The following is a 20,687-nucleotide window of genomic DNA, read 5'->3' on the forward strand; positions in this document are numbered from 1 at the left end:
TACTTTTTTCATCTTTCCACTTTTTAGGTTATTACTCTTAAACTTAACTTGTGGTCTGATTTTGCCGAGGTATTATACTAATGATATTATATATATAGGAGATAGTGGGGAGATAAAATTAAGGAAGATAAAGATAAGTTATGTGGATGTTAACATAACAACTCCCTTCAGAATCAATTGTAGAAACTTTGATGAATCGTTTGGTAATCAAATTCAAAAGGTCACGGTAGTTGATCAAAAGGATTTAAATAAGATCTCTCGTAAAATAGACAAACTAAAACTATCCCAAAATACAGCACATCCAGATGTTCGCATCAAACTTTATCTTCACTATACTAATGCAACAACTGATACCATATGCTTAGATGGAGGTCAAATTGTAGAGCTGAATAATGTACCTACAGTAGATAATGTTACTTTAACAGAAACCATATTAGGTTTATATTAGAAAGTAACAGCTATGATCGATTGATAGAAAAGAAAGCACAACGATAGCCCAACAAGGTGTAGCAGTACGCCTTGCTGACGCTTAGGCTCTGCTACACGAAAACGTTATATTTCACACCATACCTGAAATGAAATTAGGAAAGTAATCTTTACCTCCGAACAAACAACAGGTGTAATAAATTATTATTTTTACCTTTGTTTCTGCAATAGGAGTAATAATTACCCTCGTTAGGTTATGGCCCCATTTCACAGAGAAGAACCCTACAACGGTTTGCCCTTACTTCCTCCGGATGCCGATTTGGAGACGAAGGAGGTAATGCGAAAGGCCATCAAAGCGAGCAGGGCCCAGGTGCAGCTAAACGGGGCTATTATGAATTTGCCCAACCCAAGCCTCTTCCTAGACACAATCCATTTACAGGAAGCCAAAGCAAGTTCAGAGATAGAGAACATTATCACCACGAATGATGATCTCTATAAATCTGTTGTTGCCGAGAAGCGGTATGAATCCACGGCAGCAAAAGAGGTAATTTGCTACAAAGAGGCGTTGTGGTATGGCCTGGAAAAACTCAAGCAACGGCCTTTCATCACGACGAACCTCTGTGTGGAAATCATGCAGTGCATCAAGCAGAACACATCGGGTATCAGAGCTACTCCGGGCACTACTTTGTCCAACACGCAGGGTAAGGTGATCTACACGCCACCGACAGGAGAGGCGGTGATACGTGAAAAACTGGCAAACCTGGAGCGCTTCATTAATGAAGAAGGCGCCCTGGATCCGCTGATCAAAATGGCCGTGATGCACTACCAGTTCGAGGCCATCCACCCTTTTATAGATGGCAACGGGCGCACAGGAAGAATCCTGCTTCTGCTCTATCTGAAAATGGAGAAGCTGTTGGATGTGCCTGCACTGTTCTTGAGCGAGTATATTATCCAGCACAAGGCGGCTTATTACCAAAAGATCAGGGCTGTGACAGAAGCCGGAGACTGGGAAGGGTGGATATTATACATGCTGGACATGATTGAAAAAACAGCCATTAACGGACTTGAAAAACTGGAGGAGATCATGGCTGTTATGGAAGCCACATCGGATGAAATAAAAGAGAGGCTACCGAAGGTATACTCGAAGGAACTGGTAGAAATACTGTTCAGGCTGCCGTATACAAAACGCCAGTTTCTGATAGACGCCCATATGGGTACACCCAAGACAGTCGGGAACTACTTGATCGCGCTTGAAAATGAAGGGTTTTTGAAGGCAACTAAGGTAGGTAAAGAAAAGCTATACCTAAACCACCGGCTAATGGACGTATTGGATAATAAAGTAAAAACGCGAGCCCGCAACACCTATAGTGCTTAAACGCTCATTTTTCTCTTACAAATTAAACGCTTAAACATACATGAACAATAACGACATCATACGCCGTATCCGGTATACCTTCGACTTTAGCGACCCAAAAATGATCGAGCTGTTTGCCCTGGCCGGCCATGACGTGACACGTGCCCAGATCAGCGATTGGATGAAGAAAGAAGATGACCCGGAGTTTCAGGAACTGGATGACGAGCATCTGGCCATCTTCCTGAACGGGCTGATCATCGACAACCGGGGTAAAAAAGAAGGGCCGCAACCGGAGCCGGAAAAGCGCCTGAATAATAACATTATCCTAAGAAAGCTGAAGATAGCCCTCAACCTGAAAGACGAGGATATAATAGCGATACTTGAGCTGGTGAGGTTCCGGCTAAGCAAGCACGAACTGAGCGCCTTTTCCCGAAAGCCAAGCCACCAGCACTACCGCACCTGCGAAGACCAGATCATGCGCAACTTCCTGCACGGCATGCAGCTAAAATACCGCGATAGCCAGTAATACCTGTTTCTGAGAACTCCACAGCGCAAACTCACGTGAAAGAAGACTTCCTGCATTATATCTGGCAGCATCAGTATTTTGATAAAACTGCTTTGGCTACCACTGGCGGGGAGCCCATTCAGGTGTTGCGCACCGGTTTTTATAATACCGACGCCGGTCCGGATTTTCAGGAGGCTTTGGTGAAAATAAGCGAGGTGGAGTGGTCGGGTAGCGTGGAGGTACACCTGAAAGCCTCGGATTGGCACCGCCATCAGCACCAGCACGACCGGAAGTATGACCAGGTGGTGCTGCACGTGGTATGGGAGGCAGACGAGCCGGTTTTCCGGATGGATGGCACGGAGGTACCGGTGTTATCGCTGCAAGGGAGCGTGGATTTGTCGCTGATTCATACCTACGAGCGGCTGCTGCAGGCCAAAAGCCCTGTTCCGTGTGCTGCCTTTTGGCCCAACGTGCCGGAGATCACGAAAACGCTGATGCTGGAGCGGGCACTGATAGAGCGCCTGGAGGCGAAAGGCGAAGAAGTGCTGCAGACTTACCGGGGCTACGGCAACGATTGGGAACAGACCGCTTTTTATACCCTATTGCGCGGCTTTAGCTTTAAAACCAACCAGCAGGCTTTTGAGCAACTGGCTGCCGGGCTACCGTTGGCGGTAGTTCGAAAACATTTACACAACCAACATCAAATCGAGGCGCTGCTCTTCGGGCAGGCGGGCTTTCTAGAGGCTGCGATGGAGGATGGGTATGGCATCCAGCTTCAGAAAGAATACACCTTCCTGCGCCATAAATACAGCTTGCAGCCCATGCCGAACCATATGTGGAAGTTTCTGCGCATGCGCCCGGCCAACTTCCCGACGGTGCGGCTTTCCCAACTGGCGGCAGTCCTGCACCAGAACCAGGCATTTTTCTCTAAGCTGCTCGCCGCAGACACGGTGAAGCAGTATGAGGCCTTGTTTCAGGCACCGGTCTCCGCGTATTGGCAGCAGCACTATCACTTTGCCAAACCCACCAAGAGCAAGCAGCAGGGTATGGGAAAGGGGAGCGTGCACAACCTCATCATCAATGTGGCGGTGCCTCTGCTGGCGGCCTACGCCATCTATACCGATGAACGGGTGTATATAGAAAAGGCCGTTTCGTTGTTGGAGAAACTGAAGGAAGGAAGCAATAAAATTACCCGCCTCTACGAGGAACTGGGCTGGCAATCCAAATCAGCCGCCGACAACCAGGCGGCACTCGGGTTGTATAAACGCTACTGTGCCCCCGTTCACTGCATGCGCTGCGCCGTCGGCAACAAGATTATGAGACAAAACAGGCCTACCGCGTGAGTATTCTCGTTTACGTGCTGAACATATCCCTGCTGGGCGGCCTGGTCTGGTGGATGCAGCGGCAGGCTTGGGCGAAGGCCCTGCAACCGTACTTCTACCCGGCACTGGGCCTGAAACTGCTGTGCGGTGTGCTGCTTGGGCTGCTGTATTTTGAGTACTATGGGGGAGGGGATACGATTGTCTATTACCAAATCTCAACTCTTGCTGCCGATATATTTCGGGAGCAGGGGCCAGGCCCTTTTTTGCGTTATTTGCTGTTTGATGATGTGGTAAGTGAGCGGCTTTTAACCTATAAGGGAGAACATTATATGGGCGCCTGGAATGTCATCAAACTTTTTAGTATACCAAATCTTTTGGCTGGAGGCCGATACTACCTTATGGTGCTGTACCTGGCATTATTTAGTTTCAGTGGCATGGGCTATCTGACGGCTCAACTTATGAAGCGCTACCCGGATGCCGCGCCTTCGGCAATTGTTGCGATGTTGTTTATACCCTCTGTCACTTTCTGGTCGTCTGGTTTGCTGAAAGAAAGTCTGGTGTTGGGGGGCATGGGCTACTTCCTGGGGGCTGCGCTTGCATTAAATGATGCAAATAGAAGAAAGCTCATACCGCACCTACTACTTCTGGTTTCCGCGCTGGCATTGGTATGGTTTATCAAGTACTTCATTGCCGCTGCATTGAGTGCTTCTTTACTCGTAGGGGGGCTTGCAAATCTGTTTTTCAGATTGGAAGCACTTGCGAAGCTACATCGGGGAACTAGACTGCCATTGTTGGTCGGGCTGCTTCTGGCTGCTTTTTGGCTGGTTTCTCATCTCGATTATAACCTCCAATTCGACAGACTGCCGGGCGTTGTTGTCGATAACTACCATAAATATCTGGCCATTTCGCTCCAGAAACCACATGTGGAATTTTCTAATTTAGAGCCATCTTACCCAAGCCTCCTGGCACATGCACCGCTTGCGATTCTCTGGATTCTATTCAGGCCTTTTCCGTGGGAAGCCACTGACAGTATACACTATGTAGCAGCTGCAGAAAATATTATTTTATTGGCGCTAAGCATGTTAAGTATGTATGGCCTTATTCGCCAACGCAGCCTACGCGCTGACTGGATTATCATCAGTCTATGGGTATTTTGCCTGTCGCTTGGGGTACTGCTGACCTATAGTATGCCGAACCTAGGTACCCTTAACAGATATCGGATTGTGTTTCTACCTTTCTTTGTATACCTGCTTTGCCTGAATCCGCTGATTGCAGCGGGTCTTCAAAAGCTAAATGCAAAAATCACAGGAAGATAAATGAAAAGATTATTCTTAATAGCGGTATTTGTGGTGGTGGGTTTGCTGCTCGGGCGAGGAGTTCAATTCTATCTGCAGAACACTCGCTATGCACACTATATCATAACATCTTACTTTGATGGACTGCATAGCATCGTGAAAGATGGGTATACTGATCGGCAGTCCTATACAATAGGGGAACAGCAGCAGGTATACATGAATGCCGATGAGGCAAGTGAGGAGATAGTGCGTTTATATGACGTGTTGGGCAATGTGGTAGATAGCGTTAGCACAGTTTTAGCACCACAGGAGCCGCAGGCAAATCCAAGTGAGGCGGGTTTTGGGTATACACCTACCTTTTTCTATCACGTGCCTGCACTCAAAAGCGGCCTATACCTCTGGGAAAACAAGATACCGTTTATCGTGAAAAGTAAGGCTGCCCCTGTTGTGGTGCTTTACCCCACTAACACGATCAATGCCTATACCATATCCGGAGGCAAAAGCCTGTATGATATATTCTCGGAACAGACACATCAAGTGTCATTTCACCGGCCAACCTTCCCGGCAGTGTCTTTTCAAGTAAAGCCTGCCATGGCGTGGCTAGTAGAATCTGCATATCAAATAAAGTATATTGTGGATTCTGATCTCGAAGATAGTACTGTTTTGTCGGGGGCCAAGGTGTTGGTAATTATCGGCCACAGTGAGTACTGGACCCGAAATGCCAGGAAAACTGTAGATGCTTTTGTTGCGAAGGGTGGCCATAGTGCAGTGCTATCCGGAAACACGATGTGGTGGCAAGCACGGTATACTCCCGATGGCTCGGGCCTTATTTGCTATAAGATTCAGCCTGATCCCATCCAAAACCCACTGCTCAAAACAATAAACTGGTATCACGAGGAGCTACAGTACCCGATTGTAGGAAGCATTGGCGTAGATCTCCGGTTTGGGGGCTATGGCAGGAAAAGATTTGAGAGTTTTGGAGGTTTTAAAATAGTGAATGAGAAGTCGCCGCTGCTCAAGGGAACAAACCTCCGAAACGGTGATGTTCTGCGTGTGCCAAGCAAGGAATTGGACGGTACGTTTCTTGTTAAAAGCCCTGAAGAAGTAGTGCTTGACACAGCTCAACTCGGTTTTTTTAAAGCGGAGTTATTAGGGTATGAACATGCCTATCTGGACGATTGGGGGTATGGTTCCTTTCTGATTTTTCAGAAAACCCCAACTTCAGGAGTAGTCGTAAATGTTGCTTCCATGGATTGGTGCAGCCCCTATGGAATAGGAGGAGATGATGCTGCAAGAATCAAAATAATAACAAAAAACATTCTGGACGGACTTCTACAGGATGAAGATATGTTCAGCAAATAGTGTGCGTAAGGGGTGTCTTTCAAACTCCCCGACAAATGCCTACCTTTGCGCCTTATTCAAGCTGGAGCTATGCAAAACCCTGTGATTATATTAGGTGCCCAGAAAGTGGGCACCGCCGCGTTAGATGCCTTCAACAGCAACAGTGTCATCGTGTACTGCTTCCTCGACGATAGCAGCAAACTGCAGCAGGAGGAGATAAACAACGTCTCGGTGATGAGCAGCACCGAAGACAACGAGTTTCTGAAGCTGATTGGCAACAAGTGCGATGTGTTTGTGGCCGTGGAAGATGCCGCCGCCCGCAAGGGCCTCATCAAAATGCTGAAGGACGAGTACAAAGTGGTGCCGGTAAATGCCATTCACCGCTTTAGCTCGGTGTCGGAGCACGCGTGGCTGGGGCACGGAAACCTGATTTCTGCCGGTGCTGTCGTCAACAACAACGCCAAGGTCGGCAACTACTGCCTGCTTCAGTCCGGAGCGCTGGTAGATGCCTACGCCCAGATCGGCGACTTCGCCCAGATCGGCGCTGGCGCCATCATCAACGCAGACGTGGTAGTGGAAGAGGGCGCCTTCATCGGCTCAGGTGCCGTGGTGGTGTCGGGTGTGAAGGTTGGCAAGAATGCCCGCGTTGGCGCAGGCTCCGTGGTCGTGGCCGACGTGCCTGCCAAAGCCACGGTGTTCGGCAACCCGGCTGCAGCCATAAAGTAAACTTTTATCGATAAAGCCGCTGTTCTAAGCTAATACTGAAGAAGTTCATCTGATGGCTGATGCGCGGCAACTCACTTTGACGCTTGCGGGGTTGAATTGTTGAATGGTTTAATTGTTAGAAATATTGAAAAAGCTCTGCTAGTCCCTCTTAATGTAAGTATGGCCATTCAGGCCTTTTTAAGCAATTCCGAAAGTTCTCTAGCATTAATCTTAACCATTTTGCAAACAACAATTTATCCATTAAACCATTTAACAATCAGCAACTAACAATCAACAACCAACCATCAACAATTTATAACTATCAACTTTAACACTTAGCAAACAACTAAGCAGTTATGACTAAACCATACGACATCCTACTGTATTACTGCTATTCACCGATAGCAGACCCGGAGGCGTTCCGGGAGGAGCACCACCTGCTGTGCCTGGAGCTGAATCTGCTTGGCCGCATCATCGTCTCTAACGAGGGCCTGAACGGAACGCTGTCGGGCTTGCGGGCAGACTGCGAGAAGTATATGCAGGCCATGCACGCAGACCCGCGCTTCGCCAGGATCGACTTTAAGGTAGACGCCTCCGAGAACCACGCCTTTACCAAGCTGCACGTGCGCACCAAGACCGAGATCGTGCACTCCGGCATGCTGCACATCAACCCGAGCGTGCGGACCGGGGTACACCTGTCGCCAGCGGAGTTTAAGGACATGAAGGACCGCCCGGATGTAGTGGTGCTGGATGTGCGCTCTGACTACGAGCACAGTGTGGGGCGATTCAAAAACGCCGTGACGCTGGACATTGAGAACTTCCGTGAGTTTCCGGATAAAGTGGATGAACTGAAGGAGAAGTATAAAGACAAGAAAATCCTGACCTACTGCACTGGGGGTATAAAGTGTGAGAAAGCAAGCGCTTTCCTGCTGGAGCAAGGTTTCGAGAACGTATATCAGCTGCATGGCGGCATCATCAAATACGGTATGGAAGCCGGCGGCGAAGACTTCGAGGGCAAGTGCTATGTGTTCGATAACCGCGTGGCCGTGGACGTGAACAAGGTGAACCCCACCGTAGTGTCGGCGTGTTACGTGTGCGGCACCAAAAGCGACCGTATGGTGAACTGCGCCAACCCGGTTTGCAACCTGCATGTGCCCATCTGCGAAAACTGCGGCGTGGAGCTGGACGGTGCCTGCTCTGCAACCTGCAAAGAGCACCCGGAGAAACGCCCATACGATGGCAGCGGCTATTACCAGAAAGAACTGAACGGCTACAATCCGCTGAAAGGATTTAACCGCCGCAAAACAACGGACGCCCCGGCGTAACCGGATAAAAAGAGATGCAAAAAGCGTACATCTGGTGGTGTGCGCTTTTTGCATTTTCATACCTTTAGCATACACAAGAATTTCAGTGGGTATACCCAGTTAGATTCAGTAGTTCTCTTTCTGCCTTTATTCCTGAAACCGGCTTGCTTTTTAGAAAGGCATGACGGCGGGCAGGTTGAACTACCTGGTCGACTATCCAACATCAAAAACAAAACTATGGCTGCAATTCCAGAATCCGAATTGATTCTAAACCCCGACGGGTCCGTTTACCACCTGAACCTGCTTCCGGAGCATATCTCGGACACGATTATCACTGTCGGCGATCCGGACCGGGTGGGCAGGGTAAGCAAGTATTTCGATGAGATAGAGGTGGCGATTGCCAAGCGGGAGTTCATCACCCACACGGGCTACTACAAAGGCAAGCGCCTCACAGTCATTTCCACAGGTATGGGCACCGACAACATCGACATCCTGATGAACGAGCTGGACGCCCTCGTGAACATCGACTTCCTGTCGCGGGAGCCGAACGAAGACCGGATCAGTCTGAAGATCATCCGGGTGGGCACTTCCGGTGCGTTGCAGCACACGGTGCCGCTGGGCAGCCATCTGGCCTCGCACACGGCCGTGGGCCTGGACTCGCTGATGGAGTTCTACCCCCTGGAGCAGCAGGAGCAGGAACTGGCAATTGGCAGGGCACTGCAGGAGGCGCTTGGCCTGAGTTTCAGGCCATACTGTGTCAACGGCTCTGAGAGCCTGATCAAAAAGGTGGCGTATGACATGATTCCGGGAAACACCCTTACCTGCCCGGGATTCTACGGGCCACAGGGCCGTATACTGCGGGCAGGACTGCGGAACCCGGATTTGCTGCAGACCTACCGGGACTTCCGCCTGGGAGGGTATAAATTCACGAACTTTGAGATGGAGACCGCGGGCTATTACAGCCTGGGCAGGCTGCTTGGCCACGAGGTGCTGTCCCTGAACGCCATGGTAGCCAACCGCATCACCCAAACTTTTGCCCCAAACGCCGAGGAAGTGATTGATGACCTGATCCTGAAGGTCCTGGAGCGGGTATAGGGCCAGGCATACTACCCTATAAACGAGAAGCCACAGCCCGGAATTCGCGGGGTGTGGCTTCTCTTTTATGTGTTGCAACCGGCTCTCATACGAAAGCGGCGAATGTCAGGTGGGTTTGCCGCCTCTGAGGCAGCGATTCCGGTTAAAAAAACTCGATGCCGATGATAGAGGGAATCGGGATGGAGCATCCGGCTTTGAGCGTCATAAACCGCTCGTCTACGGCCCATACCGTAGTGTCAACGCGTTTCCGCTCTCCTGTTGCCGTCTGAAAGGTAATCTCCACCTTTCCATGATAGACGTTCCCAAGGGAAGCGGCCCGGTTCAGGTCCCACATGCGCTTTTTCCGCGCCTCCGGGTTGCTTAAAACATCATCGGTAGTAAAGTGGAAAGACGGAATCTCCTCTTTTTCCACTAATGGGATCGGATTTGTTGTAGTTATCATGAAAAGTATGCTTAGCGGTCAAACACTGGTTCAATATAATGAACGTAGGACTAGGTTCGCTAATAGTATGCCAGAATAAATTTTTATTTCAGAGGTTCAGCAAAAATTGCATCGTATCTACGCCGTCTGCATAGTCCCAGGTCATCGGGCGTTGCGCCTCGCCGAGGGGTATGCTCCCTTCCAGCCAGCCATGCGCCGACACCACGCACTGCGTCTTCTCTTTTACGGCTTCCAGCTTATGACGGAGGTCATGCAGGGTATGGAACGTTTCGTAAAAAAGCACTGAGATAGGCGAAACAAGCCCCTGAGACTCCTGCACCAGCATAAAACCGTTGTCGAAGTGCGGCACCCGGTTCACCAGCAGGATAGATTTGTTGTAGTCGTAGTTGTTGGCGTACTTGTGGTGGTCCAGCAGGTTTTGGCGGTGGGCGTTGGCCTCAAAAAAGCGGTCGAAGGTATAGCCCTTGGGCACTAAAACCTTGGACACATTGCGGCAGCCCAGGCCATAGTACCTGAAAATATCTTCGCCGAGCGCCTGCAGGTCGTCCTGCTCCTCGTGCCCTGTCAGCACGCCGATGCTGGTGCGGTTTTTACGTATGATGTGCGGGCGCTTGGCAAAGTAGTACTCAAAGTAGCGGGCGGTGTTGTCGGAGCCGGTGGCAATCAGCGCGTCGGCCTCCTTCAGCAGCTCCACAAACTCAAACTGGTTCGCGAAGGCGGGCTCAATGCCCACCAGCATGTCGGAGAGGCGCTTTAGGAGCGGCTCGTCGTTGGTGCTGAGCTTGGCCAGCAGATAGTGCCCGCTCACCAACACCGACAGGAAATCGTGGAAACCGACCATCGGGATGTTGCCAGCCATCACAACGCCAACCTTTTTGGGTATAACCTGTTTGATGTGATACGGGTAAAGCCACTCGCGGAGGTATTGTTCATCCAGGAGTTGGATAACGCCGTCTATGGCACAGGAAACATTTTCTTCCGTGAACCAGACATTGCGCGACATGGCCGCCTGCGCCCACGCCTGCCGGTCTTCCTGGGTTAGGTTTTGGAGCTGTTTTCCAAGCTCTACAAAAGCTTCAATCCTGTTTTCTAGTGTCATGGCAAGAGCGTGCGTTGAAAAATTATTTGATAGGAATACTTATTGTTCCTAATTTTGTTGTTTAACAGATGTTCGATTTACAAAAGTAAAAAAAATATACAGGAGATACGACTATGGCGATAATGATAACGGATGAGTGCATTAACTGCGGAGCCTGCGAGCCGGAATGCCCAAACACTGCGATCTACGAAGGTGGCATGGATTGGACATGGGGCGGCGGCACCGAGCTGAAGGAGGTGGAAATCGACGGAGGCGAGGTAATACCCGGAGATGCACCCCAGGAACCTATTTCAGATGAATTCTACTACATCGTTTCTGATAAGTGCACCGAGTGCATGGGTTTCCATGAGGAGCCCCAGTGCGCCGCTGTTTGCCCGGTAGACTGTTGCGTGGACGACCCGGACTACCGCGAATCAGAGGAGGAATTGTTGGCAAAGAAAGACTGGCTGCACCAAGCAAGCTAATTTTATACCACTTAAGCCCACAGAAAGCCTGCCTCACCGCAGGCTTTTTTTTTACCTCCCCAGCCCCCCGCAGACCTCACAGTGTCTGAAAGACCTGTGAGTGTCTGCGGGGCGACAAACGGGAGATACCTGCCAGCGGCTGTTTCGTTTCCAAGCATGTATAAATTTCTTATCCAAAGGATAGATTTTAGACACGGGCTGGTATAGTGCTTTGTGGCGATTGGTTTGTAGCTGGCTGGGCACGAGCAGACGAATCTTGTAGGGGAAATAATAAAAAGTGCCTTTGGATAAAACAGCGCGAGTTTTTCTTTTTTTGCTAAAAAAGAAAAAGTGCCTTTAGTTTGCTCATTGGTAGTTTCTGGGTTTTCACCTGAAAGATTAGCTCACAGAATAGCTGGCTGGACACTCACAGGTCTTTCAGACGCTGTGAGGTCTGGGGGGGGTGAGTGTCAGGAGTGAACACCCAGTGTGAGGCGCGGTATATCGCAAAAATTACCTAATTTTGCGTTTCCCAAATTTTCAGGAATTTATTCTCTACGATGTCGATCTCAACAAAATATAACCCCAAGGAAATAGAGCAGAAGTGGTATGACAGCTGGATGCAGCGCGGCTTCTTCCACTCTGAGCCAAACCCGAACAAAGAGCCCTATGCCATCGTGATTCCGCCGCCCAACGTGACGGGCGTGCTGCACATGGGCCATATGCTCAATAACACCATTCAGGACGTGCTGATCCGGCGCGCGCGCATGCAGGGCAAAGAGGCCTGCTGGGTGCCGGGTACCGACCACGCCTCCATCGCCACAGAGGCCAAGGTGGTGGCGATGCTGAAAGAGCGCGGCATCAGTAAAAAAGACCTGACGCGGGAAGAGTTTCTGAAATATGCCTGGGAGTGGAAAGAGAAGTACGGCGGCATCATACTGGACCAGCTCAAGAAACTGGGCGCCTCCTGCGACTGGGAGCGCACCCGATTCACGATGGAGGACGACATGAGCGCCGCCGTGACCGAGGTGTTTGTTGATTTATACCGCAAAGGCCTCATCTACCGTGGCGTGCGCATGGTAAACTGGGACCCGCTGGGGGGCACTGCCCTTTCGGATGAGGAAGTTCTTCCGAAGGACACCATGGCTAAAATGTATCACCTGCAGTACGCGGTGGTGGGGGCGGATGCCGCTATCACGGTGGCTACCTCGCGGCCCGAGACGATTATGGCCGATGTGGCCGTAGCCGTGAACCCGAAAGACCCGCGCTATACCCATCTGCACGGCAAGAAGGTGCGCATCCCGCTGCTGGGCAAGGAGATTCCGGTGATTCTGGATGAGTACGTGTCCATCGACTTCGGTACGGGTGCCCTGAAGGTGACGCCTGCCCACGACCTGAACGACTATGAGCTGGGCCAGAAGCACCGCCTGCCCACCATCGATATCCTGAACAACGACGGCACCCTGAACGAGCAGGCGCAGCTGTATGTGGGGCAGGACCGTTTTGCCGCCCGCCGCAACATCGTGAAGGATTTGCAGGAGGCCGGCCTGCTGGTGAAGATAGAGGAGTACGCCAGTGTGCTGCAGACTTCGGAGCGCACCGGGGCCGTAATCGAGCCGCGCCTCTCGATGCAGTGGTTCTGCAAAATGGACGGAATGGGCAAGCCAGCCCTGGACGCGGTGATGAACGACGAAATCAGGCTGCACCCGCCCAAGTTCAAGAACATGTACCGCTCCTGGATGGAGAATATCCGGGACTGGTGCATTTCACGCCAGCTGTGGTGGGGGCAGCGCATCCCGGCCTTCTACCTGCCCGACGGCTCTTTTGTGGTGGCTACCACTGCTTCCGAAGCACTTGTGCTGGCTCGCCAGCAGAGCGGCAACGAGCAGCTGCAGGAAACCGACCTGCATCAAGACGAAGACGTGCTGGATACCTGGTTCTCGTCATGGCTGTGGCCGATTTCCGTGTTCAACGGCTTCAAAGACCCCGACAACAAAGACATCCTGTACTATTATCCGACGAATGACCTGGTGACAGCCCCGGAGATCCTTTTCTTCTGGGTGGCGCGCATGATCATGGCGGGGTATGAGTTCCGGAAGGAGATGCCGTTTAAGAACGTGTACCTGACCGGCATCGTGCGCGACGCGCAGGGCCGCAAGATGTCGAAGTCGCTGGGCAACTCGCCCGACCCGCTCGACCTGATCGAGCAGTTTGGCGCCGACGGCGTGCGGGCCGGTATGCTGTTCAGCTCCCCAGCCGGAAACGACTTGCTCTACGACGACAAACTGGTGGAGCAGGGCCGTAACTTCTCCAACAAGATATGGAACGCCTTCCGCCTGATAAAAGGCTGGGAGATAGACGAGAGCCTGCCCTGCCCGAACCAAACGGCGATCAGCTGGTTCGAGTCGCGCTTTAACGAGGCCTTTGTGCAGATAGAGGATCACTTCAGCAAGTTCCGGATTTCGGATGCACTGCTGGCCGTGTATAAACTGGTATGGGACGATTTCTGCTCGCATTACCTCGAGATGATCAAGCCGGCCTACCAGCAACCCATCGACAAAGGAACCATTACGGCCACCGTGAAGCTGCTGGAAAATGTGCTGAAGGTGCTGCACCCGTTCATGCCGTTTATCACCGAGGAGATCTGGCACGAGCTGAAGGAGCGCAAGCAGAAGGAGTTCCTGATTGTGGCACCGTGGCCGAAGAAAGACAAGTTCGACAGAGAGATCATCGCGCGCATGGAGCAGGTGCTGCAGGTGGTTGGGGCGGTGCGCAACATCCGCAATTCCAAAAACATCCCGAACAACAAGCAGCTTGATTTATACATAAAAGTCGCGCACCACGAGCAATATGAGCCGTTTATGGCCATCATGCGCAAGCTGGCCAACCTCAACGAGATTCAGTTTGTGGAGGAGAACCTGGACGGGGCGATCAGCTTTATCGTGGCCGGGGATGAGTTTTTTATCCCGATGGAGGGCAACATAGACGTGGAGGCCGAGCGTGAGCGCCTGACAAAGGAGCTGGAGTATACCAAAGGCTTCCTGAACTCAGTGGACAAGAAGCTGAGCAACGAGCGTTTCGTGAGCGGGGCACCGGAAGCGGTTATCTCGGGCGAGCGGAAGAAGAAAGCCGACGCGGAAGCCAAGATTACCGCCATTGAGCAAAGCCTGGCGGCGCTGTAGGCAGCGGGCTATACTGGATTTACATGGCAACGGCCGCTTTCGGGAGAGAGCGGCCGTTGTTAGTTTATACTTCGGCAGGATTTATACTATCAACGAGGGCAACGGTTATTTCGCGGCCTTAGCATCGCCTTTCAGGAGCTGCGCTATTTCCTTTTTATACCCTTCCAGCACATCCGCGAGGCCCTCTTTTGCGGCGGAATAATTGATCTGCACCTCCTTCTCCCCAAGCCGGTATGCCAGCAGCCCCTGGTCGGCCTCGGTGAGGTAGTAAAGCTTCTGTGGCTCCCCGGCAGTTGCGACGGCATAGCTTCTGAAAGTGAAGTCGTTGGTGATGCGCTGCTGCCTGGGTGGCACGTTGTCGAGGAAGCGTTGTGTCACGACGGTATCCAGGTGCACCTTGCTTTCGATCTGGTATATGCTGGTGATCTCGCTTTCGGCGAACTGCCATACATCCACCCGGTGATTGCCGGAGGTATGGCTGCTGTGGGTGGCCTGTGTCAGGTCGAGGCTGGCGGCAAGCTGAAACAGCAGCAGGTCGCGGGCCACCGTTTCCAGCGAGGGCGTCTGGGTGCTGTTGTCGCTGATGAAGTAGCGGTTTTCCCTGGCGAGTCGGGCATAGTCCTGCGTGATGTCCTGCTGGAGGTATAGCGTCTGCGAAACGGACATAACGAAAGAGAGGAGCAACGGAAGCAGGGAAGAGAGCGGTATAAGCATGGCGGTTAAGATTTGCTTTCTAGTACTCAAATGTCGTGCCTTTCGTTATGGTGCCGGATGATCGTTTGCCCGGGTGGCTGCGAGAGGAAAGGGACAGATTCGCCCACTGTCGGTTTTGCTTTCGTCTGGTACTTCTGAGATAACTTTATACCTTTACCATGAGCAGGAGCACCTGCCGTTCCGGAAACCGCCGTAAGGTATAGCGCTGGCATTCGGAACGTTGAAATTGTCTGCGCACCTTTCACTTCCCGTAAGTAAACACATGGAAAATAACAAGCACCAACTCCGCATTCTCACAATCGACATCGGGGGATCGAGCATCAAAGCAACAGTTCTGGATCAGGCGGGGCAGCTGCAGGCTGATTATATCAAGGCGGCTACCCCGTCGCCCGCCTCGCCGGAGAACGTGTTGGATGTGATTCAGGGCCTTGTGCAGGAATTTCAGGGGTATGACCGGGTGTCGGTGGGGTTTCCAGGGTATGTGAAAGAGGGCGTGGTGATGACTGCCCCGAACTTAGGCACTGCCCTTTGGCGGGAAATTGACCTGCGCCAACTGCTGATGAAGTTGCTTGTGCGCCCAGTCAGGGTGGTAAACGATGCAGACCTGCAGGGATTGGGGGTAGTGAGCGGAAATGGGTTGGAGATGGTAATCACGCTCGGTACGGGCTTTGGCACCGCGCTGATGCTCAACGGTTTCCTGCTTCCGCATCTCGAGTTGGCGCATCACCCTGTAACCAAGCACCGCGACTACGACGCCTATATCGGTGACGTGGCGCTGGAGGAGGCTGGGCTGGAGAAATGGAACAAACGAATGCGGCGCGTGCTGCAGATCCTGCGAACTGTTTTCAACTACGACCATTTATATATCAGCGGGGGCAATGCCGACGAGATCGTTTTTGAGCTGGAAGAGAACATCACGATTGTGTCCAACAAAGACGGTATCAAAGGAGGGGCGATGCTGTGGAAGGATGAGTTTATCGTGCTAAGCTCTTAAACTCTGGCGAACGCCTCGAGAGGTAATTGCCTCTCGCAAACTGATATCTTACCTTTTACGAAGTTCTATACATCGTTTTAAGAACCACTCGCAAGCTAACTACATGGCTACTACAACTGCGAGTTGTCAACCACGGTCCAGCTGATGCTGCCGTTGCTCACGCTGTACTTCAGGAGCATGTAGCCCCCGTTGTGGCCGTCTTCGTAGTAGGCCATCGCATAGCGGTCGTTCAGGATGCGGCTGTCGCGGATAGTCATGGTACCCCCCATACTGCCCGCTGCGGGTATCAGTTGGCTCTGCTTGCGGTTCAGGTCGTTCATCAGGTCTGCTTCCGGGCTGTGGAGCCCCTTCTGCTTCAGCCTCCTAAGGTCCGACTCACTCAGCGAGCCCAGCTCATCCACAAACGCAGCCCCGCCGGGGGGCACCAGCTCCATGGTGTCGGGGGGGAGTACGAGCTCTTCCAAAGAGTCAACTGCCTGGCCCTCTTGCGCCAGTGCTGCGTCCATTTCTGCTACCCGCTTGTCGGCAATGGCCAGGCGGCTCTCTGCCTCATGCTGCTGCATATAAAAATAAAAGGCCAGGAAAAGAGAAAGCCCAGCCACTATCCAGGGCAAAGTTCTGTTCATCGGTATGGTGTGTTCGTGCTGTTTACTGATTAGAAAAGTGAAGATAGTAATTTGTGTCGCCAGTAAAGCGCAGTGGGGTATAATTTAGTGAGGGATGGCCTGTACAAAGCAAAGCGCCTGCCTCGGGAGTGAGGCAGGCGCTTTAAAAAGCCGCAGTCTGGTATGCGCTGCTTATATCGTCTGGTCTACATCGAAATTCTCCAGGTAGTCGGCCACGCGGCGCACAAACATACCCCCCAGCGAGCCGTCCACCACGCGGTGGTCGTAAGAGTGCGACAGGAACATGAAGTGGCGGATACCGATCAGGTCGCCTTGCGGCGTCTCAATCACGGCGGGTTTCTTCGTGATCGCGCCCAGCGCCATGATGGCCACCTGCGGCTGCATGATGATCGGGGTGCCCATCACATTGCCGAAAGAACCCACGTTCGAGACGGTATACGTGCCGCCAGACAGGTCGTCGGGCGTCAGTTTGTTAATGCGTCCGCGGTTCGCCAGGTCATTCACCTTTTTGGTCAGGCCGTTCAGGTTCATCTGGTCTGCGTTCTTGATGTTGGGCACGATCAGGTTGCCGCTCGGCAGGGCCACGGCCATACCGATGTTGATGTCTCTGTGGCGGATGATGTTGTTCCCGTCCACCGACACGTTGATCATCGGGAAGTCTTTGATGGCGTTTACCACCGCCTGAATCATGATCGGGGTGAAGGTCAGGTTCTCGCCTTCGCGCTTTTTATACTCGTTTTTCCACTTGTTGCGCCAGTTCACGATGTTGGTCACGTCGGCCTCCACAAAAGAGGTGACGTGCGGCGAGGTGCGCTTGCTTTCCACCATGCGGTCGGCGATCAGCTTGCGCATGCGGTCCATCTCGATGATCTCGGTGTTGCCGCTGAAAGACGCCGCCGGTTTTACGGAGGCGGGCTGTGGCTGCGCGGCCGGGGCGTTTACCGGGGCTGGTTTGGCCGCCTCGGCCTGCGGCACGGGGGTATTGTTGATTTTCGGGGCATCGGAACGGCTGTCCACATACGCCATGATGTCTTTTTTCGACACACGGCCCTCTTTGCCAGTGCCGGGCACATACTCCAGCTCCTGGATCGGTATACCTTCCTCCCGGGCAATGTTGAGCACCAGCGGGGAATAGAAACGGCCAGCGGCGGGCTGGTCCAGTTTGGCTACCGTATTTTCTGCGGGTGCCTCGCTTTCCTGCGGCGCGGTAGCTGCGGGGGCGTCTGATGCTGGTGCCTCAGTAGCCGCGGGAGCGTCAGAAGAAGCTGTGTCTTCGCCGTCAGTGGAGATGACGGCGATAGGAGCGCCTACGGCCACCACATCACCCTCATTCACCAGAATCTCCTTCAGTACGCCACCCTGCAAAGCAGGCACCTCTGTGTCCACTTTGTCAGTAGCAACTTCCAGCACCGACTCATCCTGCTCAATGGTGTCTCCCACGCTTTTGAGCCATTTCAGAACAGTGCCTTCCGTGATACTTTCGCCCATCTTGGGCATCACCATTTCTACAAGTGCCATATGTGTCGTTATCGTTGTTCGTGTATAGTATAGGTTCGGAACAAAAGGATAGGCGCTGACCATACCCTGTATAGGGAGTGAGTCGTCACTTATACTTCCAAAAAAGGTCCTCCATTTGAAAACCTGGACAAAGTTAGAAAAATTACCCTATTCCTCAACGGCAGCCGCCAAACTTTGGCGCACCAGGTTCAGCACGGCCGTGGTGGTGTATTCTATATTCAGGAGGCGGTCTTTGTTGTAGTTCAGGAGCTTTGCGATGGTCCTGTCTTTGTCGGCGTAGGCGATCCAGATCGTGCCGACCGGCTTGTCGGGGGTGCCGCCGTCGGGGCCGGCAATACCGCTGGTGGCCACCCCGATGTCGGTTCCGAACTTACGCCGCACGTTCTCAGCCATTTCGCGCACAGTGGCCTCGCTCACGGCACCGTGCTGCTCCAGCGTTTCCCGCTTCACGCCCAACTCGCGGACTTTCACCTCGTTGTGGTACGCGATCACGCTGCCCTGGTAGTAGGCAGAGCTTCCGCTCACACTCGTGATCCTGTGCGCCAGCAATCCGCCCGTACAGCTCTCCGCGGTGGCAATGGTCAGCCCCTTTTCCTTCAGCAGCAGCCCGATCGCCTCCTCTAGTTTCGCGTCGCCATACGCAAAAATGCCTTTCGGTATGATGGAAGCCAGTTTATCGATTTCGGCCTGAAGTTCCTGGTCCAGCTGGGCCTTGTCGGCGCCTGTGCCCGTCAGGCGAAGCCGCACCCCCCCGAGGTTGGGCAGGTAGGCCAGTTTCAGGTGCGGTGGCAGGCTCGATTCCCATGCTTCGAGCTGGTCTGCCAGGTTGGATTCGGGTATACCCACGGTCTGCACCATTTTATGCAGGATGTAGGGAGTGTCGAAATAGGACCGCAGTTTCGGCAGCACAATGTCTGTCATCATGCGCTTCATCTCAAAGGGCACTCCGGGCATCGACACGTATACCTTGCCTTCCTGCTCAAACCACATGCCCGGCGCGGTGCCCAGCACGTTGCGGACCGGGGTGCAGCTTTCCGGCAGAAACGCCTGCTGCCGGTTCAGCTCGGTCACGGGGCGGCCCCGGCTGCTGAAAATTGCCGTCACGTCGGCCAGCGAGGGCTCGTGCAGTTTCAGGGAGGTATGGAAATACGCCGTCAGCACATGCTTTGTCAGGTCGTCTTTGGTAGGGCCCAGCCCCCCCGTGATCAGGATGACGTCTGCCCGGGTCCTGGCGTCATCGAGGGCCTGCACAATGTGGTCGGCGCTGTCGGAGATAGACGTGATCTGCTTTACCCGGATCCCGATGTTGGTCAGCGCGGTCCCCAGCCAGGCGGAGTTGGTATCCACAATCTGCCCGAACAGGATTTCGTCTCCAATAGTGATGATTTCGGCGAGGACTGCTTTCATGGTTGTTTTGGTCTGATTTATGCGTAGGTTTGAAAAATCCTAAATGCATGTTTAAATTTGGCTCTTAAAAGCGAGCTTTAAACATGCGCTAAGCTAAAGATGTTCTGTTGATATGAGAAAAATTGTTTACACTTCTTTTATGGCGCTGGCCCTGAGCGCCTCCGCCTGCACCGTGGCAGAAGTACAGCGCACCATGGATGGCGTGCTGGCAGGCACCAATGGTACCCCACTTACCCGAGACGAGGTTGCCTCCGGCCTGAAACAGGCACTGGAGGTGGGCATCAAAAGCGGCTCCGACCAGGCCGCTCAGACAGATGGCTACTACCGCAACCCGCTGATCCGGATTCCCTTTCCGGAGGATGTGCAGCGCGTGGAGAACACCCTGCGGCAGGTGGGCCTGGGCAACGAGGTCGATAAGTTTGTCCTGACGCTGAACCGCGGGGCCGAGGACGCCGCCAAAAGCGCCGTGCCGATTTTTGTGAGCGCCATCAAGCAGATGACCATCGCCGACGCCTGGGCCATCCTGCGGGGCGACAAAGACGCTGCCACCCAGTACCTCAAGCGCACTACCTCGCAGCAGCTCTATACCGCGTTCAACCCCGTGATGGTGAAGTCGCTGGAAAAGACGAACGCCACCCGCTACTATACCGACATCGTGAACCAGTATAACAAAATACCCCTGACCCAGAAGGTAGACCCAAACCTGGATGCGTACGCGACGCAAAAGGCGATTGACGGCCTGTTTTTGCTGGTGGCCCAGGAAGAGCTGAACATCCGCGAGAACCCTTTCGCCCGAACCACGGAGCTTTTACGCCGGGTGTTCACGAAAGAAAACCAGTCCTAAGAAGCTGTTTTAAAACCTATTAAGCCCTTTTTAACATTATAGAGATCATCGCCAAATAGACCATGCTCTGG

Annotated in this window: 19 protein-coding genes; 13 read left to right on the top strand and 6 right to left on the bottom strand. The window is 52.8% G+C overall.

Annotation, left to right across the window (positions count from 1 at the left end; all coding sequences use genetic code 11):
* From MKJ04_RS22300 to MKJ04_RS22340, 9 genes are all read left to right on the top strand, one after another.
* Positions 1–448 (top strand): hypothetical protein (locus tag MKJ04_RS22300; protein ID WP_241644353.1); only part of this gene is annotated, 448 nt, incomplete at its 5' end.
* A 234-nt stretch (positions 449–682) separates the two neighbouring features.
* Positions 683–1,801 carry a Fic family protein gene (locus MKJ04_RS22305; RefSeq protein WP_241644355.1) on the top strand — a complete coding sequence of 373 codons (1,119 nt, stop codon included), beginning with the start codon at positions 683–685 and terminating at the stop codon, positions 1,799–1,801.
* Between the two features lie 40 nt (positions 1,802–1,841).
* Positions 1,842–2,306, top strand: a complete 465-nt coding sequence (locus MKJ04_RS22310) for a DUF1456 family protein (RefSeq protein ID WP_241644357.1) — start codon at positions 1,842–1,844, stop codon at positions 2,304–2,306.
* A 35-nt stretch (positions 2,307–2,341) separates the two neighbouring features.
* On the top strand, positions 2,342–3,628 hold the full coding sequence (locus tag MKJ04_RS22315) for a DUF2851 family protein (RefSeq protein WP_241644359.1): 1,287 nt from the start codon (positions 2,342–2,344) through the stop codon (positions 3,626–3,628).
* A complete protein-coding gene (locus MKJ04_RS22320) occupies positions 3,625–4,923 on the top strand; it encodes a hypothetical protein (RefSeq protein ID WP_241644361.1) in 1,299 nt (432 codons plus the stop codon). Before MKJ04_RS22315 ends, MKJ04_RS22320 begins: the two co-directional genes overlap by 4 nt.
* Complete coding sequence (locus MKJ04_RS22325; RefSeq protein ID WP_241644363.1) at positions 4,924–6,264, top strand: N,N-dimethylformamidase beta subunit family domain-containing protein; 1,341 nt, start codon at positions 4,924–4,926, stop codon at positions 6,262–6,264.
* A 69-nt stretch (positions 6,265–6,333) separates the two neighbouring features.
* Entirely contained in the window at positions 6,334–6,969 is a 636-nt protein-coding gene (locus MKJ04_RS22330) for a NeuD/PglB/VioB family sugar acetyltransferase (protein ID WP_241644364.1), read from the top strand.
* A gap of 335 nt (positions 6,970–7,304) precedes the next feature.
* Positions 7,305–8,273: a rhodanese-related sulfurtransferase gene (locus MKJ04_RS22335; protein WP_241644366.1), complete on the top strand. Its 969-nt coding sequence runs from the start codon at positions 7,305–7,307 to the stop codon at positions 8,271–8,273.
* A 216-nt stretch (positions 8,274–8,489) separates the two neighbouring features.
* Complete coding sequence (locus MKJ04_RS22340) at positions 8,490–9,347, top strand: nucleoside phosphorylase (protein ID WP_241644368.1); 858 nt, start codon at positions 8,490–8,492, stop codon at positions 9,345–9,347.
* A gap of 142 nt (positions 9,348–9,489) precedes the next feature.
* Here the strand turns inward: MKJ04_RS22340 and MKJ04_RS22345 are convergent, their stop codons facing one another.
* Positions 9,490–9,789, bottom strand: a complete 300-nt coding sequence (locus tag MKJ04_RS22345) for a hypothetical protein (RefSeq protein WP_241644370.1) — start codon at positions 9,787–9,789, stop codon at positions 9,490–9,492.
* A gap of 88 nt (positions 9,790–9,877) precedes the next feature.
* Positions 9,878–10,888: an acyl-CoA reductase gene (locus MKJ04_RS22350; RefSeq protein WP_241644372.1), complete on the bottom strand. Its 1,011-nt coding sequence runs from the start codon at positions 10,886–10,888 to the stop codon at positions 9,878–9,880.
* Positions 10,889–11,001: 113 nt separating this feature from the next.
* Here MKJ04_RS22350 and MKJ04_RS22355 point away from each other — a divergent pair, with 113 nt between their 5' ends.
* Entirely contained in the window at positions 11,002–11,352 is a 351-nt protein-coding gene (locus tag MKJ04_RS22355; protein WP_241644374.1) for a 4Fe-4S dicluster domain-containing protein, read from the top strand.
* Between the two features lie 539 nt (positions 11,353–11,891).
* Positions 11,892–14,513, top strand: coding sequence for a valine--tRNA ligase (locus MKJ04_RS22360; protein WP_241644376.1), 2,622 nt, complete (start codon positions 11,892–11,894; stop codon positions 14,511–14,513).
* Between the two features lie 105 nt (positions 14,514–14,618).
* Here MKJ04_RS22360 and MKJ04_RS22365 read toward each other — a convergent pair whose 3' ends face one another.
* The gene (locus tag MKJ04_RS22365; protein WP_241644378.1) at positions 14,619–15,257 is read right to left on the bottom strand and encodes a hypothetical protein; all 639 of its coding nucleotides are present in this window, start codon (positions 15,255–15,257) and stop codon (positions 14,619–14,621) included.
* Between the two features lie 232 nt (positions 15,258–15,489).
* Between MKJ04_RS22365 and MKJ04_RS22370 the strand changes: the two genes are divergently transcribed.
* Entirely contained in the window at positions 15,490–16,221 is a 732-nt protein-coding gene (locus MKJ04_RS22370) for an ROK family protein (RefSeq protein ID WP_241644380.1), read from the top strand.
* A 110-nt stretch (positions 16,222–16,331) separates the two neighbouring features.
* On the opposite strand, the gene MKJ04_RS22375 is transcribed toward MKJ04_RS22370, so the two are convergent.
* From MKJ04_RS22375 to MKJ04_RS22385, 3 genes are all read right to left on the bottom strand, one after another.
* Positions 16,332–16,847 carry a hypothetical protein gene (locus MKJ04_RS22375; protein ID WP_241644382.1) on the bottom strand — a complete coding sequence of 172 codons (516 nt, stop codon included), beginning with the start codon at positions 16,845–16,847 and terminating at the stop codon, positions 16,332–16,334.
* 171 nt (positions 16,848–17,018) lie between these two features.
* Positions 17,019–18,365 (bottom strand): dihydrolipoamide acetyltransferase family protein, encoded by a 1,347-nt coding sequence (locus tag MKJ04_RS22380; RefSeq protein ID WP_241644384.1) that lies wholly within the window; start codon positions 18,363–18,365, stop codon positions 17,019–17,021.
* Positions 18,366–18,512: 147 nt separating this feature from the next.
* Positions 18,513–19,772 (bottom strand): competence/damage-inducible protein A, encoded by a 1,260-nt coding sequence (locus tag MKJ04_RS22385; protein ID WP_241644386.1) that lies wholly within the window; start codon positions 19,770–19,772, stop codon positions 18,513–18,515.
* 112 nt (positions 19,773–19,884) lie between these two features.
* Here MKJ04_RS22385 and MKJ04_RS22390 point away from each other — a divergent pair, with 112 nt between their 5' ends.
* Positions 19,885–20,616, top strand: coding sequence for a DUF4197 domain-containing protein (locus MKJ04_RS22390; protein WP_241644387.1), 732 nt, complete (start codon positions 19,885–19,887; stop codon positions 20,614–20,616).
* Positions 20,617–20,687: the final 71 nt, after the last annotated feature.

The organism is Pontibacter sp. E15-1, assembly GCF_022601975.1.
Taxonomy (GTDB): Bacteria; Bacteroidota; Bacteroidia; order Cytophagales; family Hymenobacteraceae; genus Pontibacter.